This window comes from Adhaeribacter sp. (assembly GCF_057359045.1).
Genome location: NZ_JBMQUD010000139.1, coordinates 1 through 25,167, shown reverse-complemented (window position 1 = coordinate 25,167; position 25,167 = coordinate 1). Strand labels below are relative to the sequence as shown.

The 25,167-nt window shown below is 42.8% G+C and carries 29 protein-coding genes, 1 tRNA gene and 1 other RNA gene; 10 read left to right on the top strand and 21 right to left on the bottom strand.

What is annotated here, in order from left to right; translation table 11 throughout:
• Nucleotides 1–247: 247 nt before the first annotated feature.
• From ACO1R6_RS21900 to ACO1R6_RS21890, 3 genes are all read left to right on the top strand, one after another.
• Nucleotides 248–382, top strand: a complete 135-nt coding sequence (locus ACO1R6_RS21900) for a hypothetical protein (RefSeq protein WP_486267317.1) — start codon at nt 248–250, stop codon at nt 380–382.
• A gap of 128 nt (nt 383–510) precedes the next feature.
• On the top strand, nt 511–837 hold the full coding sequence (locus ACO1R6_RS21895; protein ID WP_486267315.1) for a hypothetical protein: 327 nt from the start codon (nt 511–513) through the stop codon (nt 835–837).
• 480 nt (nt 838–1,317) lie between these two features.
• The gene (locus ACO1R6_RS21890; protein ID WP_486267313.1) at nt 1,318–2,130 is read left to right on the top strand and encodes a DUF6565 domain-containing protein; all 813 of its coding nucleotides are present in this window, start codon (nt 1,318–1,320) and stop codon (nt 2,128–2,130) included.
• 124 nt (nt 2,131–2,254) lie between these two features.
• On the opposite strand, the gene ACO1R6_RS21885 is transcribed toward ACO1R6_RS21890, so the two are convergent.
• Together ACO1R6_RS21885 and ACO1R6_RS21880 are read right to left on the bottom strand one after the other, a co-directional pair.
• Nucleotides 2,255–2,968: a cell division ATP-binding protein FtsE gene (locus tag ACO1R6_RS21885; protein ID WP_486267311.1), complete on the bottom strand. Its 714-nt coding sequence runs from the start codon at nt 2,966–2,968 to the stop codon at nt 2,255–2,257.
• A gap of 4 nt (nt 2,969–2,972) precedes the next feature.
• Nucleotides 2,973–3,176, bottom strand: coding sequence for a fructose-6-phosphate aldolase (locus tag ACO1R6_RS21880; protein WP_486267309.1), 204 nt, complete (start codon nt 3,174–3,176; stop codon nt 2,973–2,975).
• Nucleotides 3,177–3,274: 98 nt separating this feature from the next.
• On the opposite strand from ACO1R6_RS21880, the gene ACO1R6_RS21875 reads away from it, so the two are divergent.
• Entirely contained in the window at nt 3,275–3,457 is a 183-nt protein-coding gene (locus ACO1R6_RS21875) for a hypothetical protein (RefSeq protein WP_486267307.1), read from the top strand.
• A gap of 25 nt (nt 3,458–3,482) precedes the next feature.
• On the opposite strand, the gene fsa is transcribed toward ACO1R6_RS21875, so the two are convergent.
• The 9 genes from fsa to ACO1R6_RS21830 form a co-directional block, all read right to left on the bottom strand.
• Entirely contained in the window at nt 3,483–4,139 is a 657-nt protein-coding gene (gene fsa / locus ACO1R6_RS21870) for a fructose-6-phosphate aldolase (RefSeq protein WP_486267305.1), read from the bottom strand.
• 105 nt (nt 4,140–4,244) lie between these two features.
• Nucleotides 4,245–4,342: signal recognition particle sRNA small type (gene ffs / locus ACO1R6_RS21865), an RNA gene on the bottom strand.
• Nucleotides 4,343–4,459: 117 nt separating this feature from the next.
• Entirely contained in the window at nt 4,460–4,828 is a 369-nt protein-coding gene (locus ACO1R6_RS21860; protein WP_486267304.1) for a cupin domain-containing protein, read from the bottom strand.
• A gap of 116 nt (nt 4,829–4,944) precedes the next feature.
• Entirely contained in the window at nt 4,945–5,493 is a 549-nt protein-coding gene (locus ACO1R6_RS21855; protein ID WP_486267302.1) for a 1-acyl-sn-glycerol-3-phosphate acyltransferase, read from the bottom strand.
• A 108-nt stretch (nt 5,494–5,601) separates the two neighbouring features.
• Nucleotides 5,602–6,282 (bottom strand): hypothetical protein, encoded by a 681-nt coding sequence (locus ACO1R6_RS21850; protein WP_486267300.1) that lies wholly within the window; start codon nt 6,280–6,282, stop codon nt 5,602–5,604.
• A gap of 78 nt (nt 6,283–6,360) precedes the next feature.
• Nucleotides 6,361–7,140, bottom strand: coding sequence for a patatin-like phospholipase family protein (locus tag ACO1R6_RS21845; protein WP_486267298.1), 780 nt, complete (start codon nt 7,138–7,140; stop codon nt 6,361–6,363).
• A gap of 7 nt (nt 7,141–7,147) precedes the next feature.
• The gene (locus tag ACO1R6_RS21840) at nt 7,148–7,993 is read right to left on the bottom strand and encodes an MBL fold metallo-hydrolase (RefSeq protein ID WP_486267296.1); all 846 of its coding nucleotides are present in this window, start codon (nt 7,991–7,993) and stop codon (nt 7,148–7,150) included.
• An 86-nt stretch (nt 7,994–8,079) separates the two neighbouring features.
• Entirely contained in the window at nt 8,080–8,517 is a 438-nt protein-coding gene (locus ACO1R6_RS21835) for a hypothetical protein (protein WP_486267294.1), read from the bottom strand.
• A gap of 60 nt (nt 8,518–8,577) precedes the next feature.
• Nucleotides 8,578–9,528: an acetyl-CoA carboxylase carboxyltransferase subunit alpha gene (locus ACO1R6_RS21830; protein ID WP_486267292.1), complete on the bottom strand. Its 951-nt coding sequence runs from the start codon at nt 9,526–9,528 to the stop codon at nt 8,578–8,580.
• Between the two features lie 236 nt (nt 9,529–9,764).
• On the opposite strand from ACO1R6_RS21830, the gene ACO1R6_RS21825 reads away from it, so the two are divergent.
• Nucleotides 9,765–9,838 (top strand) — tRNA-Asp (locus ACO1R6_RS21825).
• Nucleotides 9,839–10,366: 528 nt separating this feature from the next.
• Complete coding sequence (locus ACO1R6_RS21820; RefSeq protein ID WP_486267290.1) at nt 10,367–12,712, top strand: GAF domain-containing protein; 2,346 nt, start codon at nt 10,367–10,369, stop codon at nt 12,710–12,712.
• Between the two features lie 29 nt (nt 12,713–12,741).
• On the opposite strand, the gene ACO1R6_RS21815 is transcribed toward ACO1R6_RS21820, so the two are convergent.
• Nucleotides 12,742–13,467: a phosphatase PAP2 family protein gene (locus tag ACO1R6_RS21815; RefSeq protein ID WP_486267288.1), complete on the bottom strand. Its 726-nt coding sequence runs from the start codon at nt 13,465–13,467 to the stop codon at nt 12,742–12,744.
• Nucleotides 13,468–13,783: 316 nt separating this feature from the next.
• Between ACO1R6_RS21815 and ACO1R6_RS21810 the strand changes: the two genes are divergently transcribed.
• From ACO1R6_RS21810 to ACO1R6_RS21800, 3 genes are all read left to right on the top strand, one after another.
• Nucleotides 13,784–14,494 (top strand): DUF421 domain-containing protein, encoded by a 711-nt coding sequence (locus tag ACO1R6_RS21810; protein WP_486267286.1) that lies wholly within the window; start codon nt 13,784–13,786, stop codon nt 14,492–14,494.
• Nucleotides 14,495–14,563: 69 nt separating this feature from the next.
• The gene (locus ACO1R6_RS21805) at nt 14,564–14,776 is read left to right on the top strand and encodes a hypothetical protein (RefSeq protein WP_486267284.1); all 213 of its coding nucleotides are present in this window, start codon (nt 14,564–14,566) and stop codon (nt 14,774–14,776) included.
• A gap of 90 nt (nt 14,777–14,866) precedes the next feature.
• Nucleotides 14,867–15,658, top strand: coding sequence for an SDR family oxidoreductase (locus tag ACO1R6_RS21800; protein WP_486267282.1), 792 nt, complete (start codon nt 14,867–14,869; stop codon nt 15,656–15,658).
• A 4-nt stretch (nt 15,659–15,662) separates the two neighbouring features.
• On the opposite strand, the gene ACO1R6_RS21795 is transcribed toward ACO1R6_RS21800, so the two are convergent.
• The 9 genes from ACO1R6_RS21795 to sdaAB form a co-directional block, all read right to left on the bottom strand.
• Nucleotides 15,663–16,259, bottom strand: a complete 597-nt coding sequence (locus ACO1R6_RS21795) for a TIGR04282 family arsenosugar biosynthesis glycosyltransferase (protein WP_486267280.1) — start codon at nt 16,257–16,259, stop codon at nt 15,663–15,665.
• Nucleotides 16,252–16,752 carry a rhodanese-like domain-containing protein gene (locus tag ACO1R6_RS21790; RefSeq protein WP_486267278.1) on the bottom strand — a complete coding sequence of 167 codons (501 nt, stop codon included), beginning with the start codon at nt 16,750–16,752 and terminating at the stop codon, nt 16,252–16,254. Before ACO1R6_RS21790 ends, ACO1R6_RS21795 begins: the two co-directional genes overlap by 8 nt.
• 12 nt (nt 16,753–16,764) lie before the next feature.
• On the bottom strand, nt 16,765–17,817 hold the full coding sequence (gene arsS / locus ACO1R6_RS21785; protein ID WP_486267276.1) for an arsenosugar biosynthesis radical SAM (seleno)protein ArsS: 1,053 nt from the start codon (nt 17,815–17,817) through the stop codon (nt 16,765–16,767).
• A 5-nt stretch (nt 17,818–17,822) separates the two neighbouring features.
• On the bottom strand, nt 17,823–18,158 hold the full coding sequence (locus ACO1R6_RS21780) for an arsenosugar biosynthesis-associated peroxidase-like protein (RefSeq protein WP_486267274.1): 336 nt from the start codon (nt 18,156–18,158) through the stop codon (nt 17,823–17,825).
• A 169-nt stretch (nt 18,159–18,327) separates the two neighbouring features.
• The gene (locus ACO1R6_RS21775) at nt 18,328–19,050 is read right to left on the bottom strand and encodes a TIGR04282 family arsenosugar biosynthesis glycosyltransferase (RefSeq protein ID WP_486267272.1); all 723 of its coding nucleotides are present in this window, start codon (nt 19,048–19,050) and stop codon (nt 18,328–18,330) included.
• A gap of 141 nt (nt 19,051–19,191) precedes the next feature.
• A complete protein-coding gene (locus tag ACO1R6_RS21770) occupies nt 19,192–20,181 on the bottom strand; it encodes an NAD(P)H-dependent glycerol-3-phosphate dehydrogenase (RefSeq protein ID WP_486267270.1) in 990 nt (329 codons plus the stop codon).
• 19 nt (nt 20,182–20,200) lie between these two features.
• Nucleotides 20,201–21,598 (bottom strand): efflux RND transporter periplasmic adaptor subunit, encoded by a 1,398-nt coding sequence (locus ACO1R6_RS21765; protein ID WP_486267268.1) that lies wholly within the window; start codon nt 21,596–21,598, stop codon nt 20,201–20,203.
• A gap of 6 nt (nt 21,599–21,604) precedes the next feature.
• Nucleotides 21,605–23,074, bottom strand: a complete 1,470-nt coding sequence (locus ACO1R6_RS21760) for a TolC family protein (protein WP_486267266.1) — start codon at nt 23,072–23,074, stop codon at nt 21,605–21,607.
• A gap of 3 nt (nt 23,075–23,077) precedes the next feature.
• Nucleotides 23,078–23,752, bottom strand: coding sequence for an L-serine ammonia-lyase, iron-sulfur-dependent subunit beta (gene sdaAB, locus ACO1R6_RS21755; RefSeq protein WP_486267264.1), 675 nt, complete (start codon nt 23,750–23,752; stop codon nt 23,078–23,080).
• Nucleotides 23,753–24,003: 251 nt separating this feature from the next.
• Between sdaAB and ACO1R6_RS21750 the strand changes: the two genes are divergently transcribed.
• The gene (locus ACO1R6_RS21750) at nt 24,004–24,966 is read left to right on the top strand and encodes a tryptophan 2,3-dioxygenase family protein (protein ID WP_486267262.1); all 963 of its coding nucleotides are present in this window, start codon (nt 24,004–24,006) and stop codon (nt 24,964–24,966) included.
• Nucleotides 24,967–25,167: the final 201 nt, after the last annotated feature.

Below are 25,167 nucleotides of genomic sequence, written 5' to 3'. Positions count from 1 at the left end.
CTTGCTGAAGATAAAACTGAAACCAACCAATAGAAGCTACGACAATATCACCAAATGACCATAGAACGACCACCGTTAGGACCTAGGAAATTTAAAAGGGCCAATTAAACGCAAGGTCGTTCTTGGTTGTGAATCGCTCGGTTCGGATGTCAAGCAGTTCAGCTAGAACAATAGTGGGGCTGAGCCGCGAGACTAGAATTTATTACTAGCGGGCGTTAGTTACGGACTAAACTTATTTTTGCCTTACTTGCAAAACACCTTTTTAGATATAGCTGTGCGTTCTGCTTTAATTACCCTCGTGTATGGCGCTGGTATTTGGCTCCTTAAATTAGCGCCCGAAGCCACCAACAAACTAGAAAAAATATTGCGCGGCACCCAATAGCTTTATAATTAAATTTATAAGCTACTCATATCCAAGCATCTTTAAATAATTTGTAACCATCTGTATGCAGGCACGTTACAGGCATTAGTATTTTAGTCAATACTATTGATTAATAAAATATTTATAAGATGAAAAAACTAACATTCAAATTTTTACCAGCCCTTCTGGTGGCGGGCATGGTAAATGTATATGGCTTACAAGCTGCTCCGGCAACTACAAGTAACAATAATAACGATAAAACTGCAGTGACCCAAGATACCGTTACTACTAATAAACAAAGGGCCGGCCGAGGTGTAAACCGGGTAGGTAGCGGCGCTAAAGAAATGGGTAAAGGTACCAAAGACCTGGCCGTAAGTGGTGCGAAAGCAACCGGTAAAGGCGCTAAAAAAGCCGGCAAAGCTGTTGGAAATACTGCTAAAAAAGGCGTAAAAAAAGCGGGTGATGCCGTAGATTAAAAGAATATATTTTTAACTAAAAAGCCTTAACCTTCCAGTTAAGGCTTTTTTTATGATGCTTCTAACCAAAAATTTATTTATAGAATAATGGGCATTATTTATATTCAACATTCCCGAAGCGAAGAGCTGGTAACAATAGATGAATATATATTGAAACGAAAAGATTTGTCACTTTCCCAGGTAAATGTTCCATTAAAATTTATCCGGTTGGCGATAATATAACTACCTATTTTAGTATTAAATACTTTGACACAGTTAATTGTTCAACATCTGTAATCTTATTTAAATCCCTTTTTCTAAAACAAATTACACCTAATATAATTATAATATAGGCAATATTTTTAAATTAAAATCAACACAACTCATACCTCATATAGTATACATTATCAGCGTTTTTACTTTTAAACATTATCATAACTGGTTCGTAAAAAGAGAATAATTTAGTACACGCGCTGATTATAATACTACAAATTTACTTCTATGAAAAAGCTAGTTAAAATTAATTTATTTACATACAGCCTGGCCTTTGGCCTATTATGTACCCAGGTTGGTTGTTCTTCTTCCGACCGCCAGCAAGCCTCGTCCGAAAGTGAAGAAGCTTACAATGATTTTAAAGATTATGTTACCACCGTGGAATCGCAAACCCGGAATACAGCCGATACCGCACAAGCAGATTGGAAAAAATCATCGGCAGCGGCCCGGGCTACTTACAACGAAAAAGTAAGCCGCTTAGACCAGTACAACAACGCTTACGATGAAGACCGCCAGCAGGAAATAGCCAACTTGAAAACCCGGTACAATAATTATTGGGAGCAATTCAGGCCTAATTACCAGGCCAACCAAGTAATTGTAGGTAATACCCGTAGTGGCGGTTTAGCCGCTGATTACAATATCGCCGGTTTAAGTACTTTGGCCGCCACCAACATGCGCATGGCCTTTGAAGATTTTGTACGGAAACTGCAGGCAAATAAACAAAATTACACCCGTGAAGATTGGCTAACCATAAACACTTACTACGAAGCCCTGGATGCCCGGCGCGAAGCGGTTGAAGATCAGCTCACCGCTAAAGATAAATACGAGATTGGCAAAGCCAAAACCAAATATGCGGCTATAAAAGGTAGCAGTGTGGCGGCGCCTTATGTAAAAGAAGCTGCTTCTGATGTAAAAGAAGCCACCAAAACCGGGACCCACAAAGTGGGTAATGCCGCAGAAAAAATTGGTTCCGAGGTAAAATCAACTACAAAAAAAGTCGTTGATAAAGTAGATCCGAAAATTGATAAGGACCAGAACTAAAGTCTCAAATATTGAAATCAAATATCAATATTCAATAAATAAAAAAGCCCGATCTTAATTGATCGGGCTTTTCTTTTTTTAATAAATAAGTAAATATCTTATCTGATTCGTGTAATTAGGTTAATTAAATACCTTCTGATAAGGCAAAGCTTTGTTTGGCTGAATCTAAAACATGACCGTTTTCACATTTAAGTACCCGTTTGGGGTAGCGTTGGATAATCTGGTGGTTGTGCGTAGCCATTAAAACCGCCGTTCCCGAATTGTTTATTTCCAGGAATAACTGCATAATGCCTTCGGCTACTTCGGGGTCCAGGTTACCGGTTGGTTCATCGGCGAGTAAAATAGCCGGCTCGTTTAGCAAAGCCCGGGCAATTACAACGCGTTGCTGCTCGCCACCCGATAATTGATGCGGCATTTTAGGTCCGGCTGCGCCCATACCTACCCGCATCAAAACTTCCGAAATGCGCTGTTTAATTTTAGATTTTTCCTTCCAACCGGTGGCTTTTAAAACAAAGCTCAGGTTGTCGTTTACATTTCTGTCGGTTAGCAACTGAAAATCCTGAAATACAATACCAATTTTACGGCGCAAAAAAGGCACCTGATCGCGTGATATCCGGAATAATTTAAACCCGCTGATCTGGGCCAGGCCGCCGTGTAAAGGCAAATCGGCGTACAACGTTTTAAGCAAAGAACTTTTCCCGCTACCGGTCCGGCCAACCAAATACACAAATTCCCCTTTTTCTATTTCAAAAGAAACCTGGCTTAAAACAGTATTTACATCCTGGTAAATAACTACGTCTCTTAAAATAACTACCGGCGAAGAAGAAAATGATGTCATGTCGTTAAATTTCCAGTTTCTGCAACTTACCAAATTCCAGGTTTTGGATTACCCCGGCCAAAGCCTCTTCTTTGCCAGCCAATCCATACCGTTCAATATTTTTCAAAGGCCGATCGGCCCGGAAGTAAGCCACTAAAACAAAATGTTCATCGCGAAGTTGGATATAATCCGGAATTTTAGCTTTGCCTTTAACTTTTATAATGTACATTCAGAAAAAGATAAATTAAAAATCTAAATCAGAAATTCTTTACCAACTACTCACAAAAATAATTACCTAAACAAGCGCTACCTTTTTTAATAGAACGCTTGAAAAAGGTAATTATGTTATATCAAACTTGTTTCGGGTTTTATAAAATAGCAGAAACCGCTACCATTGGTAGTGTTATCACGGCCAATCCTTTAGCTTTTGCCCGACTACTTGCCGGTGAAACACGCGGCAAAGGCAAACGTTCATGCCATTTCCAAAATCCTAAACAGCTTTATTATTAACTTAAACTTTATAATTATATACTAATTAAATGTTTACTTTTTTGTGGTCGGCCAGGAATTTGGCTAAACCAATATCGGTTAATGGGTGGTTTAAAAGCGAGGTGATTACGTTTAAAGGGCAGGTTACCACATCAGCACCTACTTCGGCGCATTGCAAAAGGTGCATTACATGGCGTACTGAGGCAGCCAGCACTTCGGTAGGATAACCGTAGTTAGAATATATTTGCACAATTTGCTCTATCAACTGTAAACCGTCGGTTCCTACATCGTCGAGGCGACCTACAAACGGCGATACGTAAGTAGCACCGGCTTTAGCGGCCAACAAAGCCTGTCCGGCTGAAAAAATAAGGGTACAATTGGTTTTAATACCTTTTTCTGAAAAATATTTAATGGCTTTAACCCCGTCTTTAATCATGGGCACTTTCACCACAATGTTGTCGTGCAGCTCGGCCAGCGCCTCACCTTCCCGAATAATTCCTTCGTAATCTACGGCTATTACTTCGGCACTAATATCACCATCTACAATATCGCAAATGGCTTTATAGTGGGCCATTACATTATCATGACCGCTGATACCTTCTTTTGCCATTAACGATGGATTGGTGGTAACGCCATCTAAAACGCCTAAATCGTAAGCTTCCTGGATTTCTTTCAGGTTGGCTGTATCTATAAAGAATTTCATAAAAAAGATTTTTTGGGATTGAAATTACAAATCTACTGGATAACTCTGTTTAAAAAAGAAATAAACGGAATTTAGTAAATTGAAGCTGAATGGGAAGGGCAAAAAAAAGTGGCAAACCGAACATCGCACCGCTCAACCACTTACCCTTGCTTCCTTCCGGACCTGGGGGAGTTCAGCAGGAGCTGGTCGTGCCGATTTGCCGGTGCAAAAATGGGAAGGATTTTCTGATTATACAAGTTAGCCACCGGATAAATTTACTAAAACCCCACTCCTATTTTTTAACTCTTTCAGCACCAGCCAGAAAAATTTAAGCTTTGCTGTTATCCGGCTTGCTCATCCGGCACAAAATTGATTTGGGTTTCCGGATCGAACAAAACGTAAACTCTTTTCCAGGGCTGGTCGCCGGTTAATTCCCATTTATGCCCCGATCCGGTGGTATCCATAGCAATTAAAACTTCGCCTGGCTTTAAAATAAAGGTTTCGCCACTGTGCATCTCGAAAACCAGGGTGCCCGATAAAGTAAGTACGTATTGGGTAGTTGGGGCCGTATGCCAGCTGTACGTAGCAGGAGCGGCTGTTTCTTTAACCCTAATATTTGTAACAGTAGAAAATACGTCTTCGGCTAAGTAACCGGTAGTAACGTGGGAATGACCATCTGGTCCCGTAAAAAGTTTGTAGGCTTTTATCATAAAATTTTAACGGTAGTAAGCATTTACACCCGGCGTTAAACCTGAATATTTTCGTTAAGATATTATTGGGCTTGTTTCAGATATATTTACCACCCGTAATAACAGCATACCAAATTTTAACGAATACCGTTTTCGGGATATTTGCCTTTTTTGGTGCGGTAAAATTCTTTTATTTTTTCAATATCCGCCTCTACATCGCCGGTTGGATAGAAAACGGGGCCTACACCAGCTTCTTTTTTAGGATAATCTAAATAACCCAGAATAATAGGCACATTGGCTCCTAAAGCAGCATGATAAAATCCTTTACGCCAGCGCGGCTGGTATTTGCGCGTACCTTCGGGCGTAATCATAATTACCATTTCATCGGCGTTGTTCAGAATATTAACCATTGCACTTACCAGGCTGTTATTCTTGGAGCGATCGACGGGCAAAGCGCCCATATTTTTTAACAGCCAACCCAGTGGCCCCACCATGGCTTCTTTTTTTATGGTGTACCGAACATCAACCCCCATCAGGTAAAAGGCACAGCGGGCAAACAAAAAATCCCAGTTGCTGGTGTGGGGCATGGCAATCATAATGCTTTTTTTAATATGCAGCGGAATTTGCCCGGCCACATGCCACCCGAAAATCTTAAATATTATTTTAGACAAAAATTTTGCTATCATAGCGCAAAGGTAAGATAATCCCTAAAACCGAAGAAGCCAGACGAACTTTCTTCCGCCTGGCTTCTGTTATTTTTTTATATATTTTAATTGCTTCCTGTTTTCAGGTAATTATAAGCGGCTTTTTTTGATGGGTACAGGCAGCATCATGGTTTGTCGTAAAATATATACCTGAATGCCTATGCGGAATTCCGGGCCATATTCCGATCGGTAATTATCGCTGTTACTTTTAGCACCATAATTTTGTCGGTTATACCGGAACAGCACCATGGGCTCTATGGCAATTTGTTTGTTGCGTAAAAAATAATTCTGACGACCAATATTACGCATGAAAAAGCTGTAACCAATACCAGCCTCGCCGCTAAATAAATTAGATTGCGAATTACGATAAATATTGTTTAATCCCCAGCCCGCGCTTATTTCACCAAAAAAACCATTATCGAGGTAGCCCCGCACAAAAGGCCCTAATAGTAAAACCGTTTGTTTGGCATCGAACTGCGATGAATCGTTCATCTGGTTAAAATGGCTAAAACCGGCCCTTACCCCCAAAGCAATATCTTCCCAGTTAAAATAACCTACTTTGGCATCTACGTTGGCTCTAAAAATACTACCTTTTTCGAGAGGTTGGCCCGGTACAGCATTTTTGTAACCGTTAAAAGAACTACTAACATTGCCCCCCAATAAATAACTACCGCGGTTAATATATGCATTAACCAGGTTGCTGGAGTTGTTCTGGCCCAGACTGCTAAAGGCTATTAATAAAAAAAAGAAGAGAAAGCTCAGTTTTTGCATGCGAAAAATTAAATTAACTGTACTGGATGGAGGTTAGTTAAAAAAGCAACGGCAAATATAGTTTTTTATTAATATAAACTATTTATTATTTTTCTGGAAATTTTCTAGAGCTTCGTTTAGTCTGCCGGCCAAGTCATGGGTATGTTTATAGCCACAGTCAAACATATCGCGGGCGTGCTTTAAGTTAAGCAAGCTGTAATATTTTAGCTCCGGCGGTTCAATCAAAAAATTTAATAGTTTTAAACGCGGTGCCACGTTGTTGTTTATAGCAATATGAAAAGTGCGCTCCATCATGTTACGTAAACTAACAACATGGGCGTCGTGATTTAAGGGATTGGTATGTACCCCAATAATAAAATCGCATTCGCCCAGCAGGCACTCTACGGGCAAATTATTTAGTAAGCCTCCATCTACGAGTAAATACCCGTTATAGGGCACCGGCTGGCATACAATAGGTACCGCTGCCGAGGCTACCAGGGGTTTTACAATATTCCCTTCCGAAAAATAGACAATAGTGGCTTTGTTTATTTCGGTAGTACTGATAATTAGAGGTACGGTTAGATCGGCAAAAGTTTTATCGCCAAAGTACTTGTTAAATTCTTCTTCGAGTTGATTTAGTTTTATTAAGCCCCCGTAAATTAAAGCCGGGCGCACCAGTTTGAGAAAGCTGGTTTGGGTTACCAGCGTAAACGTTTCTTCGGGCGAATAGCCGGCACTAAAAAAAGTACCAGCAATGGCTCCGGAACTGGTACCCGAAATAATATCTATCGGGATGTTTAGCTCTTGTAAAGCTTTTAAAACGCCCAAATGAGCAAATCCCCGGGCCCCACCGCCGGATAAAACCAAACCTATGCGCATTAAGAAATCAGGATATATCGGATAAAAGAAAACTTTCTCTTAAACGCACACCCCGGTCGGTATGTTGTACGGTGCAGCACTGGTGTTGTGCATCGTGCTCAAAAAACAAGATATAGTTGTTATTAGCAGCCTCTTCTAAAAAAGCCGCCTTCTCGGTAAGGGTTAGTAACGGCCGGGTATCGTAGCCCATAACATAAGGCACGGGTAAATGCCCCACCGAAGGCAACAAATCGGCCATGTATACCAACGTATAACCTTTGTACCGGATTATCGGCAACATCATTTTATCGGTATGGCCATCTACATAAATAATATTAAACTGCGTAAACGGCGAGGGTTCGTGGGCTTGGGTAAACCGCAGTTGGCCGCTTTCGGCAATAGGATTAATATTTTCTTTTAAAAAACTGGCTTTTTCGCGGGCATTGGGCTGGGTAGCCCAGGTATAATGGTCGGCATTGGTCCAGTAAAGGGCATTGGGAAAAGCCAAAGATAAGCGGGTGCGGTCGGGGTTATAGTTTACACTCCCTCCGCAATGGTCGAAATGCAGATGCGTATGGAAAACATCGGTAATATCGGCGGGGCTAAAGCCTGCTTTTTGTAACGAACCGGTTAAAGTATCGGAGCCATGCAGAAATAGATGACCCGCCATTTTGGGTTCCATTTTATTACCAATGCCCGTATCAATTAAAATCAGTTTATTCCCATCTTCTATTAAAAGGCAACGCATGGCCCAGGTGCACAGGTTGTTTTCATCGGCGGGATTGGTTTTTTGCCAAATGGTTTTGGGTACTACCCCAAACATGGCACCGCCATCTAATTTAAATAAACCGGTTTCAATTACGTGTAGCTGCATACAATTAAACAAAACGGTTAGTAACTGGCTTTATGTGGCATATAACCAGAATAAACAAATCTAATTTAAACTAAACCAGCTTAATATTAAGCCTGGGTTGCACCGGCCTTGTGGTATATTTTAAGGTTAATTGCGGGATACTGTGTATGAAGCCAGCTAAATAATTCCTCAACGGTAAGTAGCTGGGCTGGTGGCGGCAGCTTAATTTGCTGGCCTTGGGTAAAAACATAAAAATGCCGAAACCGATCGTAAGTAAAAGTAATTTGATCGATTTCGGAATAATTTATTTTTATTTCGGGCCGGAACCCAAGTTGGTTTAAAACCAGGTAACTTTCCTTAAACGTTGCCGTCCGGACGAAAAATTTATGAAAGAAAGCCAGCAAAACTAAACTACCCGCTAAAGCCAATATCATAGCCAAACCGGTGCTCCATTCTGTCTGAATTATTCTAAATAAAGCAACCGAAACCACCGAAGAAAATATAAAGAACGACCAGCTTAATTGTTTAAACCTGAATTTTTGCATACCTCCTGAATAAAATGAAAGCTGGTATTCTTTAAATATAGGAACGGAAAAAAGAATCTTTTACAACTCCTGCACCACTCCCATCGACGAAAATTTATCGATGCGTTGGCTGATGCGCTCTTGGGGTGCAATGGTTTCTAATTCGTTGAGGGTTTTGAGTATATGTTTTTTCATGGCCTTAATCATTTTTTCCGGTTCGGTGTGGGCACCACCCAACGGTTCTTTAATAATACCATCAATCAGTTTAAATTCCAGCATGTCTTTAGCCGTTACTTTCATGGCATCGGCGGCTTGTTCTTTGTAATCCCAGCTACGCCACAGAATGGTAGAACAGTTTTCCGGCGAAATAACCGAATACCAGGTATTTTCGAGCATAAAAACGCGGTCACCGATGGCAATACCTAAGGCACCACCCGAAGCACCTTCGCCAATAACTATACAAATGACCGGTACTTTTAAAGTAAACATTTCTTTTAAGTTGCGGGCTATGGCCTCGCCCTGTCCGCGCTCCTCGGCTTCCATGCCCGGAAAAGCACCCGGCGTATCAATAAAGGTTACAATGGGCTTACCAAATTTTTCGGCCATTTTCATCAGGCGCAAAGCCTTGCGGTAACCTTCGGGGTTGGGCATGCCAAAATTGCGCAATTGCCGTTGCTTGGTGTTGCGGCCTTTTTGCTGCCCGATAAACATAATGGTGCGCCCATCTATTTCGCCAAAGCCACCAACCATGGCTTTATCGTCGCGCACGTTGCGGTCGCCGTGCAGCTCAATAAATTTGGTGGTTAGGCCCTGGATATAATCTAAAGTATACGGGCGGTCGGCGTGGCGCGAAAGTTGCACCCGCTGCCACCGGGTTAAATTGGCGTAAGTTTCTTTTTTAAGCTGCTTTATTTTTTCTTCTAAAGCCTTTACTGCCTCTGTTACGTCAACCTGGCTGTCTTCGGCCAGTTTTTTCATTTCGCGAAGCTTGCCTTCCAAAGCCGCAATGGGCTGTTCAAAATCTAGAAGCATAAATATTGGGTAAAGTTTAACTGCTGCAAAGTTAACGTTTGGGTTAATTAAAAGTATGCGACAACTAAATAAAAAAACCTGAAAAAATAAGTTACTGATAATCTATATATTATAAAATATATGAAAAAAATATAGCAAATATTTACCGCGGGTACTTGCAAGATAAAAATTAACCCTATACATTTGCATCACTTTAAAGGAACAAGGCACACAAGCTAAGCAAATTTAAAGAAGATGGTCCGGTAGTTCAGTTGGTTAGAATGCCGCCCTGTCACGGCGGAGGTCGCGGGTTCGAGTCCCGTCCGGACCGCAAAAAGCCCTCAGATTAATTTCTGAGGGCTTTTTTGTTTTAAGGGGGCAATATGGGGGCAAATTTCTATATTATAGTTCATAGTCGTTGTCTTTTTTTACTTCTCCATAGTATCTCAGACTTCAGTGTCCATCACATATTCTTTTCGTCCGAGCATCTGCAGCTTTTTTCCGAACCTTACATGAAACTATCAATCTAATATCTAAACAGGACCAGAATTTCTATACCCAACTAATTACTTGTTAAGCAGTAATACTATTTTTATTTTAAGTAAAATTATATCTTATCCAGATTATATTAGCCCTTAGATTAATTTCTGAGGGCTTTTTTGTTTTCAGACAAATCTTCGCATTGCCCTCATTAATTGCCCGAAACGAACCTTCTGAATCAGCGTTAAAGTATTATAACTGCTTGCAATATAATATTGGCAACGTATAACGCTGCGCTTCCGGTTAATTTCATAGATTACATTTTATTTAAAACTCAAGTGGTATTAGCGGCTCGCAACTTTACCTGGAAAATTAATGCATGACAACCCTTACTAAAAACACCAACGCGGCGCCGGACTTTAAAACTTTTCCGTTTAAATCTTCGCTGAGCTTTGTGCCTTTAATTAAATACTGGAAATCAAAAATTAACGATGATAACCGCGGCATCTCTTTATTTGCCCAGGCCATAACCAAGCAATTAGAAAAAGCCCCTGCCCTGCTGGCCCCCGTACAGAATATAGCCGATTTAGCCGCTCACGAAGATTTAATAGAAATAATGATGACGGCGGTTTTTCCGCCGGCGAGCTGGGAAACCGAGATTAGCGGCGCACTTACGCCCTTTGTAAACACCAGCTTTTACCAGACACCGCAGTTTAGGCAAATATTTGTTAACGAAAATGGCGAACTTAAAAAGCCCTTAAACCTAGACCGGCAAGCCATGTTGTACCTGAACATCCGGCTGGCTTTTTTATTTATCTTAAATAAATGTTTCCAGGTACCGGTGCCTACCCAGGAAGCCCTTATTTTTACCGTGCCCGATTACCAGTTGGGTTTATACCGACACTACAATGTAGCCCTGAATAATACTTTTTTACAAGTAAAAAAAACTGGTCCGGGTAAAAACCTCACACCTACTGATATTCAATATTTACTGCGAAAGAGCCAAAACCTGGAACTTTGGGCCCAATATATTCCGCCCACCGATTTTGCATTCGAAGGATTTTACGTGATGCATTTGGTGGATGTAACCGAACAGGAAACGCTTTCTTCGATAAAACTGGATTTACTCGAAAAAGATGTGTTAATGGCGCCCAACCAATTTGAGCAACTGCAGGAAAAAATTCGGATATTTTTTAACCGCCCCCACCTGCAATTAGGTGTAGCCGCTTTTAACAAAAGAAAAAACACTTTTGTAAACCTGGGCCGCAAAATAAACCACAGTTTCCTGATTCCGCAAACCGAAGCCCCCACCAATTCGGTAACGTTTAAAGCCGTTTACGATAAATTATTGAGCGACGGTGACCCTTTGGTAATTGAAGACGTAGCCAAACATGAGTTACCCGACGGCGTAGCCGAAGAAATATTAACAATAGGCCTGAACAGCATTATTCTGGCTTTGCTCCGGTACAACAACCAGGTTTTAGGCATTATTGAACTGGGGTCGCCGTACCGCGGCGATTTAAACAGTTTTTCTTTAACCAAAATTCAGCAGTTTTTACCCCATTTTGAGGCGGCCGTAAAACGCAGCGCCGAAGATTTAGAATCGCGCATTCAGACTATTATTAAAGAAAAATTTACGGCTATTCACCCGGTTATGGAGTGGCGCTTTAAAGAAGCGGCTCTTAACCTTTTAGAACTACAGGAAAGCGGCATTTCAGCCGAAATTGAGCCCATTGTTTTTCAGGATGTGTACCCTTTGTACGGTGTATCAGATATCAGGGGCTCCTCTACCGAGCGCAATAAGGCCATTCAGGGCGACTTGATTGAACACCTGCGCCTGGTAAAAAAAGTATTAAACAAAGCCATTGCGCTGCAGCCTCTGCCCATTCTGGACGAACTCCAGTTTTACATAAATAAAAACTTACGCAAATTGCGGCGGGGCATTTTGTCGGAAGACGAAGCGGCCATATTTGAAGTGCTTAAAAAACACGTTGAACCCATTTTTAAATACCTCGAAGGTCAGTACCCGGCACTAAACCGTATTATAAAGACTTACTACGATGCCATGGACCCGCAACTGGGGGTTTTGTACAAACGCCGCAAAGCTTTCGAAGAAAGTTTAACGTTAATTAACGAAACCATCTCGGATTATTTAGAGGAGGAAGAGGCCAAAGCCCAGCGCATGTACCCGCATTTTTTCGAGAAGTTTAAAACCGACGGCGTAGAATTTAATATTTATGTGGGCGCTTCTTTAGTCGAAAACCAACCCTTCGATTTGGTGTTTTTAAAAAATTTACGCATTTGGCAGCTTCTTACCATGTGCCAGATTGTGCGTAAAGCCGAAGCCCTGAAATCTTCCTTGTCGATGCCGCTGGAAACAACCCATTTAATTTTAATTTATTCGCAACCCTTGGCTATCCGTTTCCGGCGCGATGAACGCAAGTTTGATGTAGACGGCGCTTACAATATCCGGTACGAAATTGTTAAAAAACGCATCGATAAAGCCACCATTGCGGGCACCAAAGAACGCCTGACGCAACCGGGCGCCATTGCTATTGTGTATTCGCAGGGCCGCGAAGCCAACGAGTACAAAGAATACATTGAATATCTGCAAAATATTGGCTTGTTAATGCCCCAGGTAGAAGATTTGGATGTGGAAGAACTGCAAGGCGTAAGCGGGCTAAAAGCCCTGCGGGTTAAAGTTAAACCAGTGGATCCAGCTTAGGCTTAAGTGACTTTAACAGCTTTAAAAGGTTAAACTTCTTTTTTTATCGGTTCTGTATCTTCTGCCATTACTTCGTTGGCTTTGCGGGCGTACCGCGGTTCTATGCGCCGGAGCAGTAACATGCTTATAATTAAAAATATAATGCCCGCTGCCCAGCCTGCCAGTACATCGCTGGCATAATGCACGTGCAGATACACCCGGCTGTAGCCAATCAGTACAATCCAAATAGCGAATAATCCCGAAAGAAATAAACGCCAGAAAAGCGACTTTACGTTCGCCCAGACCAGGTAAATAAACAAGCCGTAAAAAGCGCCCCCAATCATGGCGTGGCCGCTCGGGAAACTAAAACCCGATTGTTCATAAAAAGCTGTTTCGGGCCGGGGCCTATCAAACCAGAATTTCATGCCCTGGTTTAAGCTGGAACTACCCGCCGCAATAACCGGTATTTTTAAAGAATACCAGCGGTGCTTTTTAATAAAAAAGAAAATAAAGGCCAACGTTAACGACCCGTAAACCAGAAAATCTTTAGAGGCAAAAAAAGTAATAAACCGAAAAAAAGACGTAAAGGCTGGCGTGGTGTGGCTTTCGGCAAACCGAAAAGCAGCATTATCAAAAGCATTATTTTCGTCTATAAAAACCAGTTTGGCCATTAATAAAAACAAAGCCACACACACAAAGGCTACTACTCCCAGAACGGCCAGTTCTACGCCAATTAACGTAAATATTGCCAAAACTTTTTTTAACAACTTGGACATATACCCGCGTTTTAACCTGCAATTTTATAAAGCTTTTACTCATTCTAAGTTAAATTGGGTTAGATATTTTGTTTCCAGTTGTTACTTTCATTAAGCTGGGTAAAAATAATTAACCTCAAAAAATGCCTGTTTTATTTTAACACCTATAAAATTATGCCCAAGGTTCTCTAGAAAGCATAATTACCAAATGGCGTAAACGTAGTTACTCCCCCATTGAGTTTACTGGCATACAGACGATTATCAATATATTTGTTCTAATATTTGCCTAAACCCTGCCCTGCATTTTACAGTATGCTAAGTCCACTGCCTTATTTTTATGGAAGAAGATTTTGAGGTTTTCGATTTTCAGCGGATATTTTTTGGCGATGCTCCGCTTCTTTTTCTGTTGGAAATCGTTTTCCGAACCGTTATCATGTTTGGATACACCACTTTTTTGCTCCGCATTTTGGGTAAAAGAGGCATGGGGCAACTGTCGTCTTTAGAACTGGCCATTATTATTGCTTTTGGTACGGCCGTCGGCGATCCCATGCTGCACCACGACGTTCCGGTTTTACACGGCATGGTGGCCATAACAGTGGTTACCCTATTCCAGATTGGGTTAGAACGGTTTATAAACAAAAACAAAAAAGTAGAAGCTTACTTGGAAGGCGAACCCAACCTGGTGGTAGACGATGGTTTAATGAAATGGGATTGTTTACTGCGCGATAACCTCTCGAAAGAAGATTTATTCCGGGCTTTGCGGGATAAGGAAGTAGAACACCTGGGGCAAATAGATAAAGCTTTTTTCGAAACTTCGGGTCGAATTTCGGTTTTATTTAAATCGCCCAAAAAAGTAAAACCGGGTCTTACCACCATGCCGGAAAATATTATTCCCCGCTCTCAAATTTTAACTACCGGGAAACAAGTACCCGAAGCTGGTTTATATTGTTGTTTGAATTGCGGCAACCTAAAATGTTTTGACATAAACGATTTGCTTCCGGTTTGTGAGCTTTGTGAAAAAGAACAATGGATTAAAGCCGATTCTTGAATTTTAAGGTAATGTAATCTGTAAAACCAGCGTAGGAGTTTTCTGAACTTAACAGCTTAATAAAGTTAAATGAAAAAATACATCTGTAAAGTGGCCCTGCCCAGCGTATCGCCGGAAACGTACATAATATTTGCCACCATTCCGGTTCAGGACCAAACCACCCCGCAGGAAATTTACAATTTGTTGTTAGATACCGCCGAGAAAGATTTAGAAACCACTACTGGCTTAACCAATATTAACCGCTCCGACATAGAGTTTATGTTTATTGCGGTGGTAAATTAAATTTTGATTGCTATCTACCAGGATTTAGCCTAAAAGTTACCTTTACTTCATCTTTCGTGTTTACTTCGTGTAAAAATTATTTATTACAAATTGCAGAATTTTAAAGATAAGACCATTTGGATAACCGGTGCTTCCTCCGGCATTGGCGAAGCTTTGGCGTATGCTTTTGCGCAAGCAGGAGCAAAATTGGTTTTATCGGCGCGCCGGGCTGCCGAACTGGAAAGGGTAAAGGGAGCAGCCGCGACACCGCCCGATAATATTTTGGTTTTACCTTTAGACCTGGAGCAGCCCGATAACTTTCCGGAGCTGGTGCAAGCAGTACAAAATAAATTTAAGCAAATTGATATAGTAGTGCATAACGGTGGCCTGAGTCAGCGCGGTTTGGCTCAAGACACTTTGCTAGCAGTAGATAAAAAACTAATGGCCATTAATTACCTGGGCCCGATAGCTTTAACCAAAGCAGTTTTACCGGTAATGCTGCAACAGCAAAGCGGGCACCTGGTGGTAATTAGCAGTTTGGTGGGTAAGTTTGGCACGCCCAAGCGGTCGGCGTATGCGGCTTCTAAACACGCGCTACACGGCTTTTTCGATTCTTTGCGGGCCGAAGTTTGGTCGCAAAATATTAAAGTTAGCCTTATTTGTCCCGGCTATATCTGTACGAACATTTCGTACAATGCTTTAAACGCTGCCGGCGGACAACACAATCAGTTGGATAAAAACCAGGCAAAAGGAATGGCGCCGGAAGAATGTGCCCGCTTGATATTAAAAGCCGTAGACGCCCAAACAAACGAAGTCTATATTGGCGGAAAAGAAAAAGCTGGGGTTTACCTCAAAAGATTTTTCCCGAGAATATTGGCCCGTATTCTTCGTAAAATAAATTAAGGCTTTAGTAAACGTCGGGCATGGTCATTAAATCTTTTTCTTCGTCCACATCGGTTAAAGTTGGGAGCAAACCAACGCTTAAGTTATTTTCCTGAACAGCACTAAGGGTTTGCGCCAGTACGGCCGGGGTACTCCAGTTAATATGCCGGAATAAAGGTTTATGCAATTTATTCAGGCCAAGTAAATAATAGCCGCCATCAGTTGCCGGCCCTAAAACCACATCTTTATTGGCCAGGGTAGTAAAAGCTGTAGTAATGATGTCCGGGGTTAATTCGTAACAATCGCTACCTATAATACAGATCTGCTGAAAACCATCGGCAAAGCCTTGGGCAAAAGCATTATACATCCGTTCGCCCAAGTCCTGGCCAGCTTGCCTTCTTTTTTGATATTCCGGCGTAGTCCACCTGTCGTTTTCCGGTACAAAATCGGCGTAGTACACTATTTTGGTAACCGGTAGATTATGGGTGATAGCCTGCGTGCGGGATAACAAGGTTTCGTAAACGGCCAAAGCTTTGTGGGGGCCAATGGTAGCCGCCAAACGGGTTTTTACCTTATTTAAAATGGGGTTACGGACAAAAATGAGCAATAAATCTTTATTCATAAACTTTAATGCCGTTTTGCAGCCAGATGGCCCAGTAGCGGTTATACGAATGTATCTGATTGGTGGGGTTTTGTTTAAAATCTACCAGCGGCAAACCTTTGTTTTTCCAGTTAAAAATGCCGCCGTACAAGTTATACACCCGCGTGTAGCCCGCCTTTTGCAGTTGCTCACCTACCCTTTCGCTCCGTACGCCCACCGTACAATACACCACCACCGGTGCCGCTAACGGAATATCTTTAACGCTGTTTAGGTTAAACGTTTTATAATCAATAGCTCTTGCTCCTGCTATATGGCTTACGGCAAATTCCCGCTCTGTACGTGTATCTAAGAGGCAAATATTGGGTTCTTGGGCTATGTAGGACTGTAGTTGATTCGGTTCTATAACCGGCACCGTATTTTTATAAAGCAAACGCAGTTGCCGATCGTATAAAAAGGTATGGCAACTATTCAGGTTTAAAGCCATTAGCCCAAGAATAAACAAGCGACCCAACATAAGAGCAATATTTTAAGCAGTGGAGCCGCCACAACTGGAACCCGCGCCGGCGGTGCAACCATAACAATGCTGGTTTAAAACAATATGGCGGTTATTCAGCGTAGCCTCATTAAACTGGCTAATGTGTTGGGTTGCGGGTTGCGCTACCTTTAATTCGAGCATTTGGTTAAAATCGCAATCATATAAATAGCCATCCCAGCCAACCGAAATTGTATTACGGCACATAACATTAGCGGCCGCTACCGGGTTAAACGCATTCACGAGTTTTTCCATGTAAGCCTTGTAATTATTTGTTTGCAGCAAATATTCCAGAAAACGGCTGATGGGTAAATTGGTAATGGCCAATAAATGATTAAAGTCTATGTTGTACCCGTCTTTTAACTTTTTCTTAAATTCGTTTTCCAACCCCTGCTGGCTGCTGGGTAAAAATGCCCCTGAAGGGTTATAAACCAGATCCAGCACCAGCCCCGAACCGGCTACACCATAACCGACCGCATTTAGCATTTGTAACGCTTTAACCGAATCGGCAAAAACCCCGCTGCCCCGCTGGGCATCGGTGCGGGCGGCGGTAAAGTAAGGCAACGACGATACAACCTGTACCCGATGCGCTTTATAAAACTCCGGCAAATCGTAGTATTTTTTATTTGCCAGAATAATCGTCAGGTTACAGCGTACTATTACCTGGCGGCCCAGCTTGCTAATTTCTTCTACAAACCACCTAAAATCAGGGTTCATTTCGGGTGCCCCACCCGTAATATCTACCGTGCCCGCCGTACTATTGGCAATAGCGGTTAAGCATTGTTCCATGGTTTGCCGCGTCATGATTTCGCGCCGATCCGGGCCGGCATCTACGTGGCAATGTTTACACACCTGGTTACACATTTTACCTACGTTCACCTGGAAAATATCTAGGCGCATAGGTTTAAGTGGAAATAAATTAGCCTGGCTTAACTTTTGGGCAAAAGGCGGAAATTGCTGCCCCTGTTGCGAAGCCGTACTAAGCACCTCTAATTGTATAAACGTATCGGCTAGCGCGTGATTTTTCCTTTTTAAGGTTACCTGCATGGGCTTTACATCAGAATTTCTTTTGCTTTATTCATCATTTGCACGCCGTGTACCAACGACGAACCGCCCCGTATGGCTGCCGCTACGTGAATGGCTTCCATCATTTGGCCCTCAGTAGAACCTTTCTCAATAGAATCTACGGTGTAGGCATCAATGCAATACGGGCATTGTACCGTGTGCGCCACGGCTAAAGCAATTAAAGCTTTTTCGCGGGCCGTAAGTTCACCTTCGGCAAAAACATCGCCGTAATAGCTAAAAAATTTCTCGGCCAGCTTCGGCGAAAACTCACTTATATTACCAAATTTTTTCAGGTCGGCGGGATTGTAATAAGTATTTTCCATTTTTATAAAGCGTATAGTAGATAAAACAAATTTTACCTGACCGCCACCAGCGGCAGGAGTAATAAATTGAAATAATATTGAAAAAAGGATAAACCGTCCGGCTATTATAGATGCATACAATGGCCTTACCCGGTAGTATAAACAGAATAACCCGATAAACAAACCGGGTCTAAAAGGTGGAAATTAGCTGGGGTGGTCCCCGAAAAGATAGGACTTGCCGGTAAACCGGGTAAAAACATAAAACTTCTTTAACCCGGCACCAATTATTTAGCGAAAACCAAAGTCTTTTTAAATACCGGATTATTTGGACTTTTATTTTTTTCTGCCGCCATAAAGCCGTTAAATCCGCTGGGGAATTTACATCGGCGTAGCTAACGGGCCAAACGTAAGCTTCAGATTCGGTTTTGGTGTCGAAAAAAGCTAAACAATCTTTTAGAACCGAGCTGGTTTGCCACCGGATATTCTCAAACGAAGTACATTGGTTAAAAACGCGCCGGGTTAAGCCCAATAAAAATATTCCACCCGCTTTATCGGGCCCTAAAATTACATTCTTTTCGGGTAGCTGGCGGTTTACTTTTAATATTTCGGCAGCGCTTAGTTCCGGACAATCGTTGCCAATGGTAATTACCTGCTGATAACCCAAAGCAAATAAATCGGCAAAAGCATTGTATAACCGCTCGCCAAACGAACGGCCTTTTTGCTGAGCAGAAGAAAACACGTAAAAGGGCAAGCCGGTTTGGGCCAAGATGACCTGGCTGTTATTTACCAGGGCCAAGGCAATCTGGTAACCCTGGGCATAAGCACCTGCCGGTACCAATTTTTTATGGCATACTTCTTCGCCCGGGGTTCGGGTAAAAAGCAACAGGGCCGTATCGGGTGTATTGTTATGCAAGCTGGGCTGACAAATATTTTACTTAAGTTAAGCAAATTTATTAATGCTTATAGGCTATACGTAAATTCTTCACCATTTAGATTCCAATGCACAAACAAAAGCATAGCCTCCAAAAGAAAAACAGCCGCAAAAGAATAATGGTTACCGGAAGCTTTCTTTTAAGATTTGTAATTCTACCACCGGCGATATTTTCTCGTACAGAATACGATGCACGGCTGCGGTAATGGGCATATCAACTTTAAATTTCTGATTTAACGCGTAAATACTTTCTACGGCGTAATACCCTTCGGCTACCATATTCATTTCGAACTGGGCCGATTTAACGGTGTAGCCCCGGCCAATCATGTTGCCAAACGTGCGGTTGCGGCTAAACTGCGAATAAGCCGTTACAAGCAAATCGCCGAGGTAAGCCGACCCGTTTAAATCGCGGTTTACCGGCATTACAGCTTGCAAAAAACGGTCTATTTCCTGCATGGCATTCGATACCATTACCGCTTGAAAATTATCGCCGTACCCTAAGCCGTGGGCAATACCACAAGCCAAGGCAATAATATTTTTCATTACGGCGCAATATTCAATGCCGTCCAGATCATCAAGCGGCGAAGCTTTAACGTAGCGGTTGCGCAGTAACTGGCAAAACTTTTCGGCGTGCTCTAAATCGTGGGAGCCAATGGTCAGGTACGATTGTTTTTCCAGAGCCACTTCTTCGGCGTGGCAGGGGCCCGAAATAATACATTGGTGCGAAGCCGGTACGCCAAAAGTATTTTCGAGGTAATCGGTAATTAAAATATTCTGGTGCGGAATCATGCCTTTAACCGCCGATACCAATATTTTACCGGCAAAAGCATGGGCAGGCAAAGGCGCCAGCGCCGATTGAACAAAAGCAGCCGGCACGGCCAGAATTACCCAGGTGGCATCCTGTACGCACGCGGCTAAATTAACTGTAGGTTTTACGTACTGCAGGTCGAAGGTAACTCCGCTCAGGTAACGCGGATTGTGGCGGTATTGTACTAAATGCTGAACATCGTCTGGGTTCCGGAGCCACCAGTTTACCTGGGCTTTATTTTCCGATAAAATTTTAACCAGGGCCGTAGCCCAACTGCCGCCACCAATAACTGCTATTTTTTCCAAAAGTACTTTTTATGCCTGCTTAATTTTTCTCTTCGTCTTCTTCCGTTTTGTTGGATTTGGCGAGTGCCGCTTCATCTTTAACAATCACGGCGGTACCATCTTTTAATTGTTTTGAAACGGCCCGGAAAGGTCCGGATATTATTTCGTCGCCTTCTTTTAACCCTTTAGTGATTTCAATATTATCAAAATCGCTGATGCCGGTTTTAACTTTTACCACCTGGGCTTTGCCGTTACGGTTTACAAATACAATTTCGTCAAAACTCTGCCGCGGCTGGGCTTGTTCTGTATCTGCGGCGGGCGCATTGTTATTGTTGGTGTTGGTAACCGGCGTGCTGTTGTTCTTGTTTTCCGGCACCCGGGTGGTTACCGCCGAGAGAGGTACCGTTAATATATTTTTCTTTTGTTCGGTAACAATATCTACCGAGGCCGTCATGCCGGGCCGGAAAGGATTAGAGCCGCGTTTATTATCGGCTAAATGCTTGTAAGAATCGTTGATCAACCGGATGCGCACTTCAAACTCTGTTACGGCTTCTAAGGTTACTGCATCTTTAGCCGTGTTGGCAATCTGGGTAACTACGCCCCGGAATTTTTCGTCTTTGCCGGAATAAGAGTCTACCTCTACAATGGCCGAGTCGCCTACATTTACCCGGATAATATCGTTTTCGTTAACGTTTACCCGCACCTCCATAGAATTAAGATTGGCAATGCGCATTAATTCGGTACCAGCCATTTGCGAGGTACCTACTACCCGTTCGCCTTTTTCTACGCTTAGTTTAGAAATGGTGCCGCTTACCGGTGCGTAAATGGTGGTTTTATTCAGGTTTTTGCGCGATTCTTCTAAGCTGGCCAAGGCACTTTGCAAGTTGTATTCGGCGGCCCGAACCCGCTGGCGGGCGGCTTCTATTTCCTGGCGGCTAACGTCGTAAGCGGCTTTGCTGGCTTCAAAATCGGCTTGCGGAATTACTTTTTGCTTGTATAACTCGGTATTGCGCTGGTGGGTAAGCTGGGTTTGGGTACTGTTGGCAATGGTTTGCGACAACTGGGCTTTGGCCTGGGCTAAATTGGCCCGTTGGGTATTTACCTGCGCTTGTTGCATCTGCACGACCGACACGTAATTATCGGCCCGGATTTTTAAGAGCAATTGACCTTTTACCACCGAGTCGCCTTCTTCCACGTACAAGTCAGTTATTTCGCCGGGCACATCCGGGCTTATTTTTACTTCTACCTCGGGCTGAATTTTACCTGAGGCACTTACTTTTTCCACTATGTCGGCAATTTTTGCTTTGGCTACGGTAACTTCGGTACCTGTTTCTTTACCCAGCCAGCCTTGTTTTTTGGCTATAAAAGCGCCCAACATTAAAAAGATAACGATAGAACCAATAATGTATAATATGCGATTGGAGTTCTTCTTGGCCATAATAAATTAGAGAGATAAAGGTTTGCCTTGGTAAAAATCCAACACCTTTAGTTTAAATGTATACTCGTATTTTGCCTGAATTAAATTAGACTGCGATGCCCGGAAATTATTTACAATCACATTAAAATCAACGGGGTTAATGATACCGCGCTCTAACCGCACCTGGGCATTATCGTAGTTTCTTTGCAAAGCGGCCAGCTGGCGTTTGGCCGCCGCGTATTTACGTTGGGCTGCCAGAGCGTCGGCCCCCGCCTGCTCAATGGTTTGGCGCAAATTATTGCGGGCAATATCGGCATTTATTTTTGCATTTAAGTGCGCCAGCCGGGCCCGTTCTACGTTGGTGCGCGTTTGCAAACCGTTTAGTATGGGAATAGACAAACTAAAACCTAATTGCTGCCCAAAGTTATTTTTCACCTGGTCGCCAAATGGATAATTTTCCCGCCGGGTTTCCGGCACTGCCGGCGAATAAATTGTAAAAGGCATGGTACCGGCCGCGTCCAAAAATCCCAATTGTCTTGCTTGTAATTCACCGGGTAGTACATCCGACTGAATAAATAAAACGCCCTGGCTGGTGAAAAAGGAATTAATACCCCCGCTAAATGACAAACGCGGCAAATAAGCTCCCCGAGCTACCGCTAAACCTCTATCGGCACTTAGCACCCGTAAATCGGCACCTTTAATGGCCGGCAAATTTTTTAAAGCATACTCATATACCTCGTTGGTGTTAACCTGGCCAATGCTTTCGTTTGGTTCCGGAATTTCGGGTACTACTATGGTTAAGGGCGCAGCCGTATTTATACCCAATAATTGCTTTAGCGAAATACGGGCAATATCGCCTTGGTTCTGGGCATTAATAATATTTAACTCGTCGGTGGCCAATTGCGATTCTACTTCCAGCACCACGTTTTCGGCAATGCTACCGGCTTTTAACAAAATTCGGTTACGCTCTAGTTGCTGCTGGGTAGAATTGCGTTGCAGTTCCGAGGTTTTTACCAACTCATCAGCAAAAAGAATATTTAAATAAGCCGTTACTACCTGAATGGCCACATCGTTTTTAGTCGATAACACATCCTGTTCGCTGGCCTCTAACTCTAAAGCACTTTGTTTAATATTGTTTATTCGCTGGTTACCCATAAACAACGGTACATTGGCCCCCAGCGAAAAATTATTCGTGCGCGTTTGTACACTTCTTACTTCAAAGGTTGCCTGGTCTATGTTGGTACCAAAGTTATAATTATGCGACGCCGACCCGTTAATGTTAGGCAAAAGACTGGCTTTGGCTTGTTTTAACTCGGCCGCGCTTATTTGCTGATTAATAATTCTTTGCCGTACGTTTAAATTATTCTGTAGCGCCTGGTCAATACATTCCTGGAGGGTAAAGGTAGATTTATTATCCTGGGCCAGTAAAGGCTGCCCGGCGCTTAGCCCCACCGATAAGGCTATGGTAAACAAGAGTTTTTTTGTAGAGGTTAGCATGGGTTAATCTATATTAGGGATGTAGGTGATGTGTTTTATCCAGCTTAGCTGCCGGATATACTCCAGGGTAAGCGGTTTTAAGGCGCTATCCATTTCGATAAACTGCCGGGCAACCTGGTTTTTGCCGCGCCTGGAAACCGTCATAGTGGCTATATTGCAGTCGTCGTGGGCAATTACATTGGCTATAAAGGCAATGCTGCCTTTTACATCATCGGCTTCTACAATTAAGGTATGTAAATTAGCCGAGAAATCGGCCGGGAAGCCATCTACTTCTACAATTCGGATAACGCCCCCGCCGCGGCTCTGCCCTACTACCTCTACCTGGTGGTTTTGACCTTGCAGGTTTAATTTAATGGTGTTGGGGTGCATGGCCGAAGCATTACCCACCGATTTAAAAGTATATTGTAAGCCAGCTTCGTCGGCAAGTTTAAAAGATTCTTTAATCCGGACATCATCGGTTTTGAAATCGAGCAAACCAGCCAGAATGGCCCGGTCGGAGCCGTGGCCTTCGTAGGTACGGGCAAAAGAATTGTAAAATGTAATTTCGGCCGATTGGGGAGCTTCGCCCAGTACCCGAATAGCTGCCCGGCCAATACGCACCACCCCGGCGGTATGGGAGCTGGAAGGACCAATCATAATGGGGCCAATCATATCAAAAATACTGCTCTTCTCTGCCATAAAGGGGTACTAAAAACACAATACAATAATCTGAAATATAAAGCGATTTTTCATTCAGAAACAAAAATATATTGCCAAAACGGGATAAAATACCCGTGAATGCCGGATTTTGTCCCCTGAATAGCCGTATACCTGGGCGCTATTTTTAGCGTAGATGCAAAAAATAACCAGCGGTTGCCTACTGCTTATAGAACATAATATTTTTTCTTTAGTAAGTTTACACCCGACATTTAACCATAATACTACTTGGTATGGAACAGCCGTTTAAACCGGAGGTGCTGGAACAACTTAAAAAGTTAGAAAAGAAATATACTGCTTTGGGTCAGGACCTGGCGCATTATTTAGAAGGTTTGTATTACGCCGATTTTACCAATTACTGGGATTATATTCACCTCGATACGTTACTGAGTCTCCAAACCCCGCGTACCGCCATACCCGACGAAAAGGTATTTATTATTTACCACCAGATTACGGAGTTGTACTTTAAGCTCTGCCTGAACGAGTACGAACTGATTGGCAACGACCCGCACCTTACCCTAAATACTTTAATTATGCGGCTAAAACGCATAAACCGGTATTTCGAGAATTTGATCGATTCATTTGATGTAATGGTCGACGGCATGGACCCGCAGCAGTTTCTGCAATTCCGGATGTCGCTGATGCCGGCCAGCGGGTTTCAGTCGGTGCAGTTCCGGATGATAGAAATTTGCGCCACCGATTTGCGTAATTTAGTTGATAAAGAAAAGCGCAAAGCCATGGGCCTGCAAACCACCCACGACGAATTAATGGGTTGTATTTACTGGAAAGCCGGCGCGACCCAGGAAGAAGACAATACCAAAACCCTAACCCTGCTGCAGTTCGAAGAAAAATATACCGACTTTTTGATGCAGCACGCCTTAAAATTTGAAGGCAAAAACGTATGGGCCAAAGTAAAAGCCTTACCCGAAGAAGACCAGCAGAATCCAAAGTTAATCCGGATATTAAAAGAAACCGATGCCAATATTAATGTAAACTGGCCTTTGATGCACTATAAATCGGCGGTGCGGTACCTGCAAAGCCAGGCGGGTGCTTTACCCGCAACCGGCGGCACCAACTGGCGGCAATATTTACCTCCTAAATTCCAGAAAAGAATATTTTACCCCGAAATCTGGTCGGAGCAGGAAATTGACGATTGGGGTAAAGGCTGGGTAGAAAAAGTGCTGGAAGATTTATAATTTATAATCCGTATTGCTTAATATATTCTCAAACTTTATTATTCCGAAATTCAGTTGATGCCAATAGAAGGGAACTAAAAGATGGCTAGATACCTGACAGAACAAGAAATTGGAACATTATTGGCTTTAGGAAAAACCATAGAAGTATTTCTTGGTCGGGATAAAACGAAGAATGATATTTTGAGGTGGCTTGACCTACAG

Excerpts from the sequence above, each read along its gene's own strand:
- ACO1R6_RS21880 (WP_486267309.1), bottom strand. The coding sequence starts at position 3,176 with ATGTACATTATAAAAGTTAAAGGCAAAGCTAAAATTCCGGATTATATC.
- ACO1R6_RS21790 (WP_486267278.1), bottom strand. The coding sequence starts at position 16,752 with ATGTTGGGTCGCTTGTTTATTCTTGGGCTAATGGCTTTAAACCTGAAT.
- fsa (WP_486267305.1), bottom strand. The coding sequence starts at position 4,139 with ATGAAATTCTTTATAGATACAGCCAACCTGAAAGAAATCCAGGAAGCT.
- ACO1R6_RS21840 (WP_486267296.1), bottom strand. The coding sequence starts at position 7,993 with ATGCAGCTACACGTAATTGAAACCGGTTTATTTAAATTAGATGGCGGT.
- arsS (WP_486267276.1), bottom strand. The coding sequence starts at position 17,817 with ATGCAGGTAACCTTAAAAAGGAAAAATCACGCGCTAGCCGATACGTTT.
- ACO1R6_RS21760 (WP_486267266.1), bottom strand. The coding sequence starts at position 23,074 with ATGCTAACCTCTACAAAAAAACTCTTGTTTACCATAGCCTTATCGGTG.
- sdaAB (WP_486267264.1), bottom strand. The coding sequence starts at position 23,752 with ATGGCAGAGAAGAGCAGTATTTTTGATATGATTGGCCCCATTATGATT.
- ACO1R6_RS21885 (WP_486267311.1), bottom strand. The coding sequence starts at position 2,968 with ATGACATCATTTTCTTCTTCGCCGGTAGTTATTTTAAGAGACGTAGTT.
- ACO1R6_RS21850 (WP_486267300.1), bottom strand. The coding sequence starts at position 6,282 with ATGCAAAAACTGAGCTTTCTCTTCTTTTTTTTATTAATAGCCTTTAGC.
- ACO1R6_RS21855 (WP_486267302.1), bottom strand. The coding sequence starts at position 5,493 with ATGATAGCAAAATTTTTGTCTAAAATAATATTTAAGATTTTCGGGTGG.
- ACO1R6_RS21835 (WP_486267294.1), bottom strand. The coding sequence starts at position 8,517 with ATGCAAAAATTCAGGTTTAAACAATTAAGCTGGTCGTTCTTTATATTT.
- ACO1R6_RS21815 (WP_486267288.1), bottom strand. The coding sequence starts at position 13,467 with ATGTCCAAGTTGTTAAAAAAAGTTTTGGCAATATTTACGTTAATTGGC.
- ACO1R6_RS21895 (WP_486267315.1), top strand. The coding sequence starts at position 511 with ATGAAAAAACTAACATTCAAATTTTTACCAGCCCTTCTGGTGGCGGGC.
- ACO1R6_RS21890 (WP_486267313.1), top strand. The coding sequence starts at position 1,318 with ATGAAAAAGCTAGTTAAAATTAATTTATTTACATACAGCCTGGCCTTT.
- ACO1R6_RS21795 (WP_486267280.1), bottom strand. The coding sequence starts at position 16,259 with ATGAATAAAGATTTATTGCTCATTTTTGTCCGTAACCCCATTTTAAAT.
- ACO1R6_RS21830 (WP_486267292.1), bottom strand. The coding sequence starts at position 9,528 with ATGCTTCTAGATTTTGAACAGCCCATTGCGGCTTTGGAAGGCAAGCTT.
- ACO1R6_RS21765 (WP_486267268.1), bottom strand. The coding sequence starts at position 21,598 with ATGGCCAAGAAGAACTCCAATCGCATATTATACATTATTGGTTCTATC.
- ACO1R6_RS21780 (WP_486267274.1), bottom strand. The coding sequence starts at position 18,158 with ATGGAAAATACTTATTACAATCCCGCCGACCTGAAAAAATTTGGTAAT.
- ACO1R6_RS21750 (WP_486267262.1), top strand. The coding sequence starts at position 24,004 with ATGGAACAGCCGTTTAAACCGGAGGTGCTGGAACAACTTAAAAAGTTA.
- ACO1R6_RS21805 (WP_486267284.1), top strand. The coding sequence starts at position 14,564 with ATGAAAAAATACATCTGTAAAGTGGCCCTGCCCAGCGTATCGCCGGAA.
- ACO1R6_RS21820 (WP_486267290.1), top strand. The coding sequence starts at position 10,367 with ATGACAACCCTTACTAAAAACACCAACGCGGCGCCGGACTTTAAAACT.
- ACO1R6_RS21810 (WP_486267286.1), top strand. The coding sequence starts at position 13,784 with ATGGAAGAAGATTTTGAGGTTTTCGATTTTCAGCGGATATTTTTTGGC.
- ACO1R6_RS21860 (WP_486267304.1), bottom strand. The coding sequence starts at position 4,828 with ATGATAAAAGCCTACAAACTTTTTACGGGACCAGATGGTCATTCCCAC.
- ACO1R6_RS21845 (WP_486267298.1), bottom strand. The coding sequence starts at position 7,140 with ATGCGCATAGGTTTGGTTTTATCCGGCGGTGGGGCCCGGGGATTTGCT.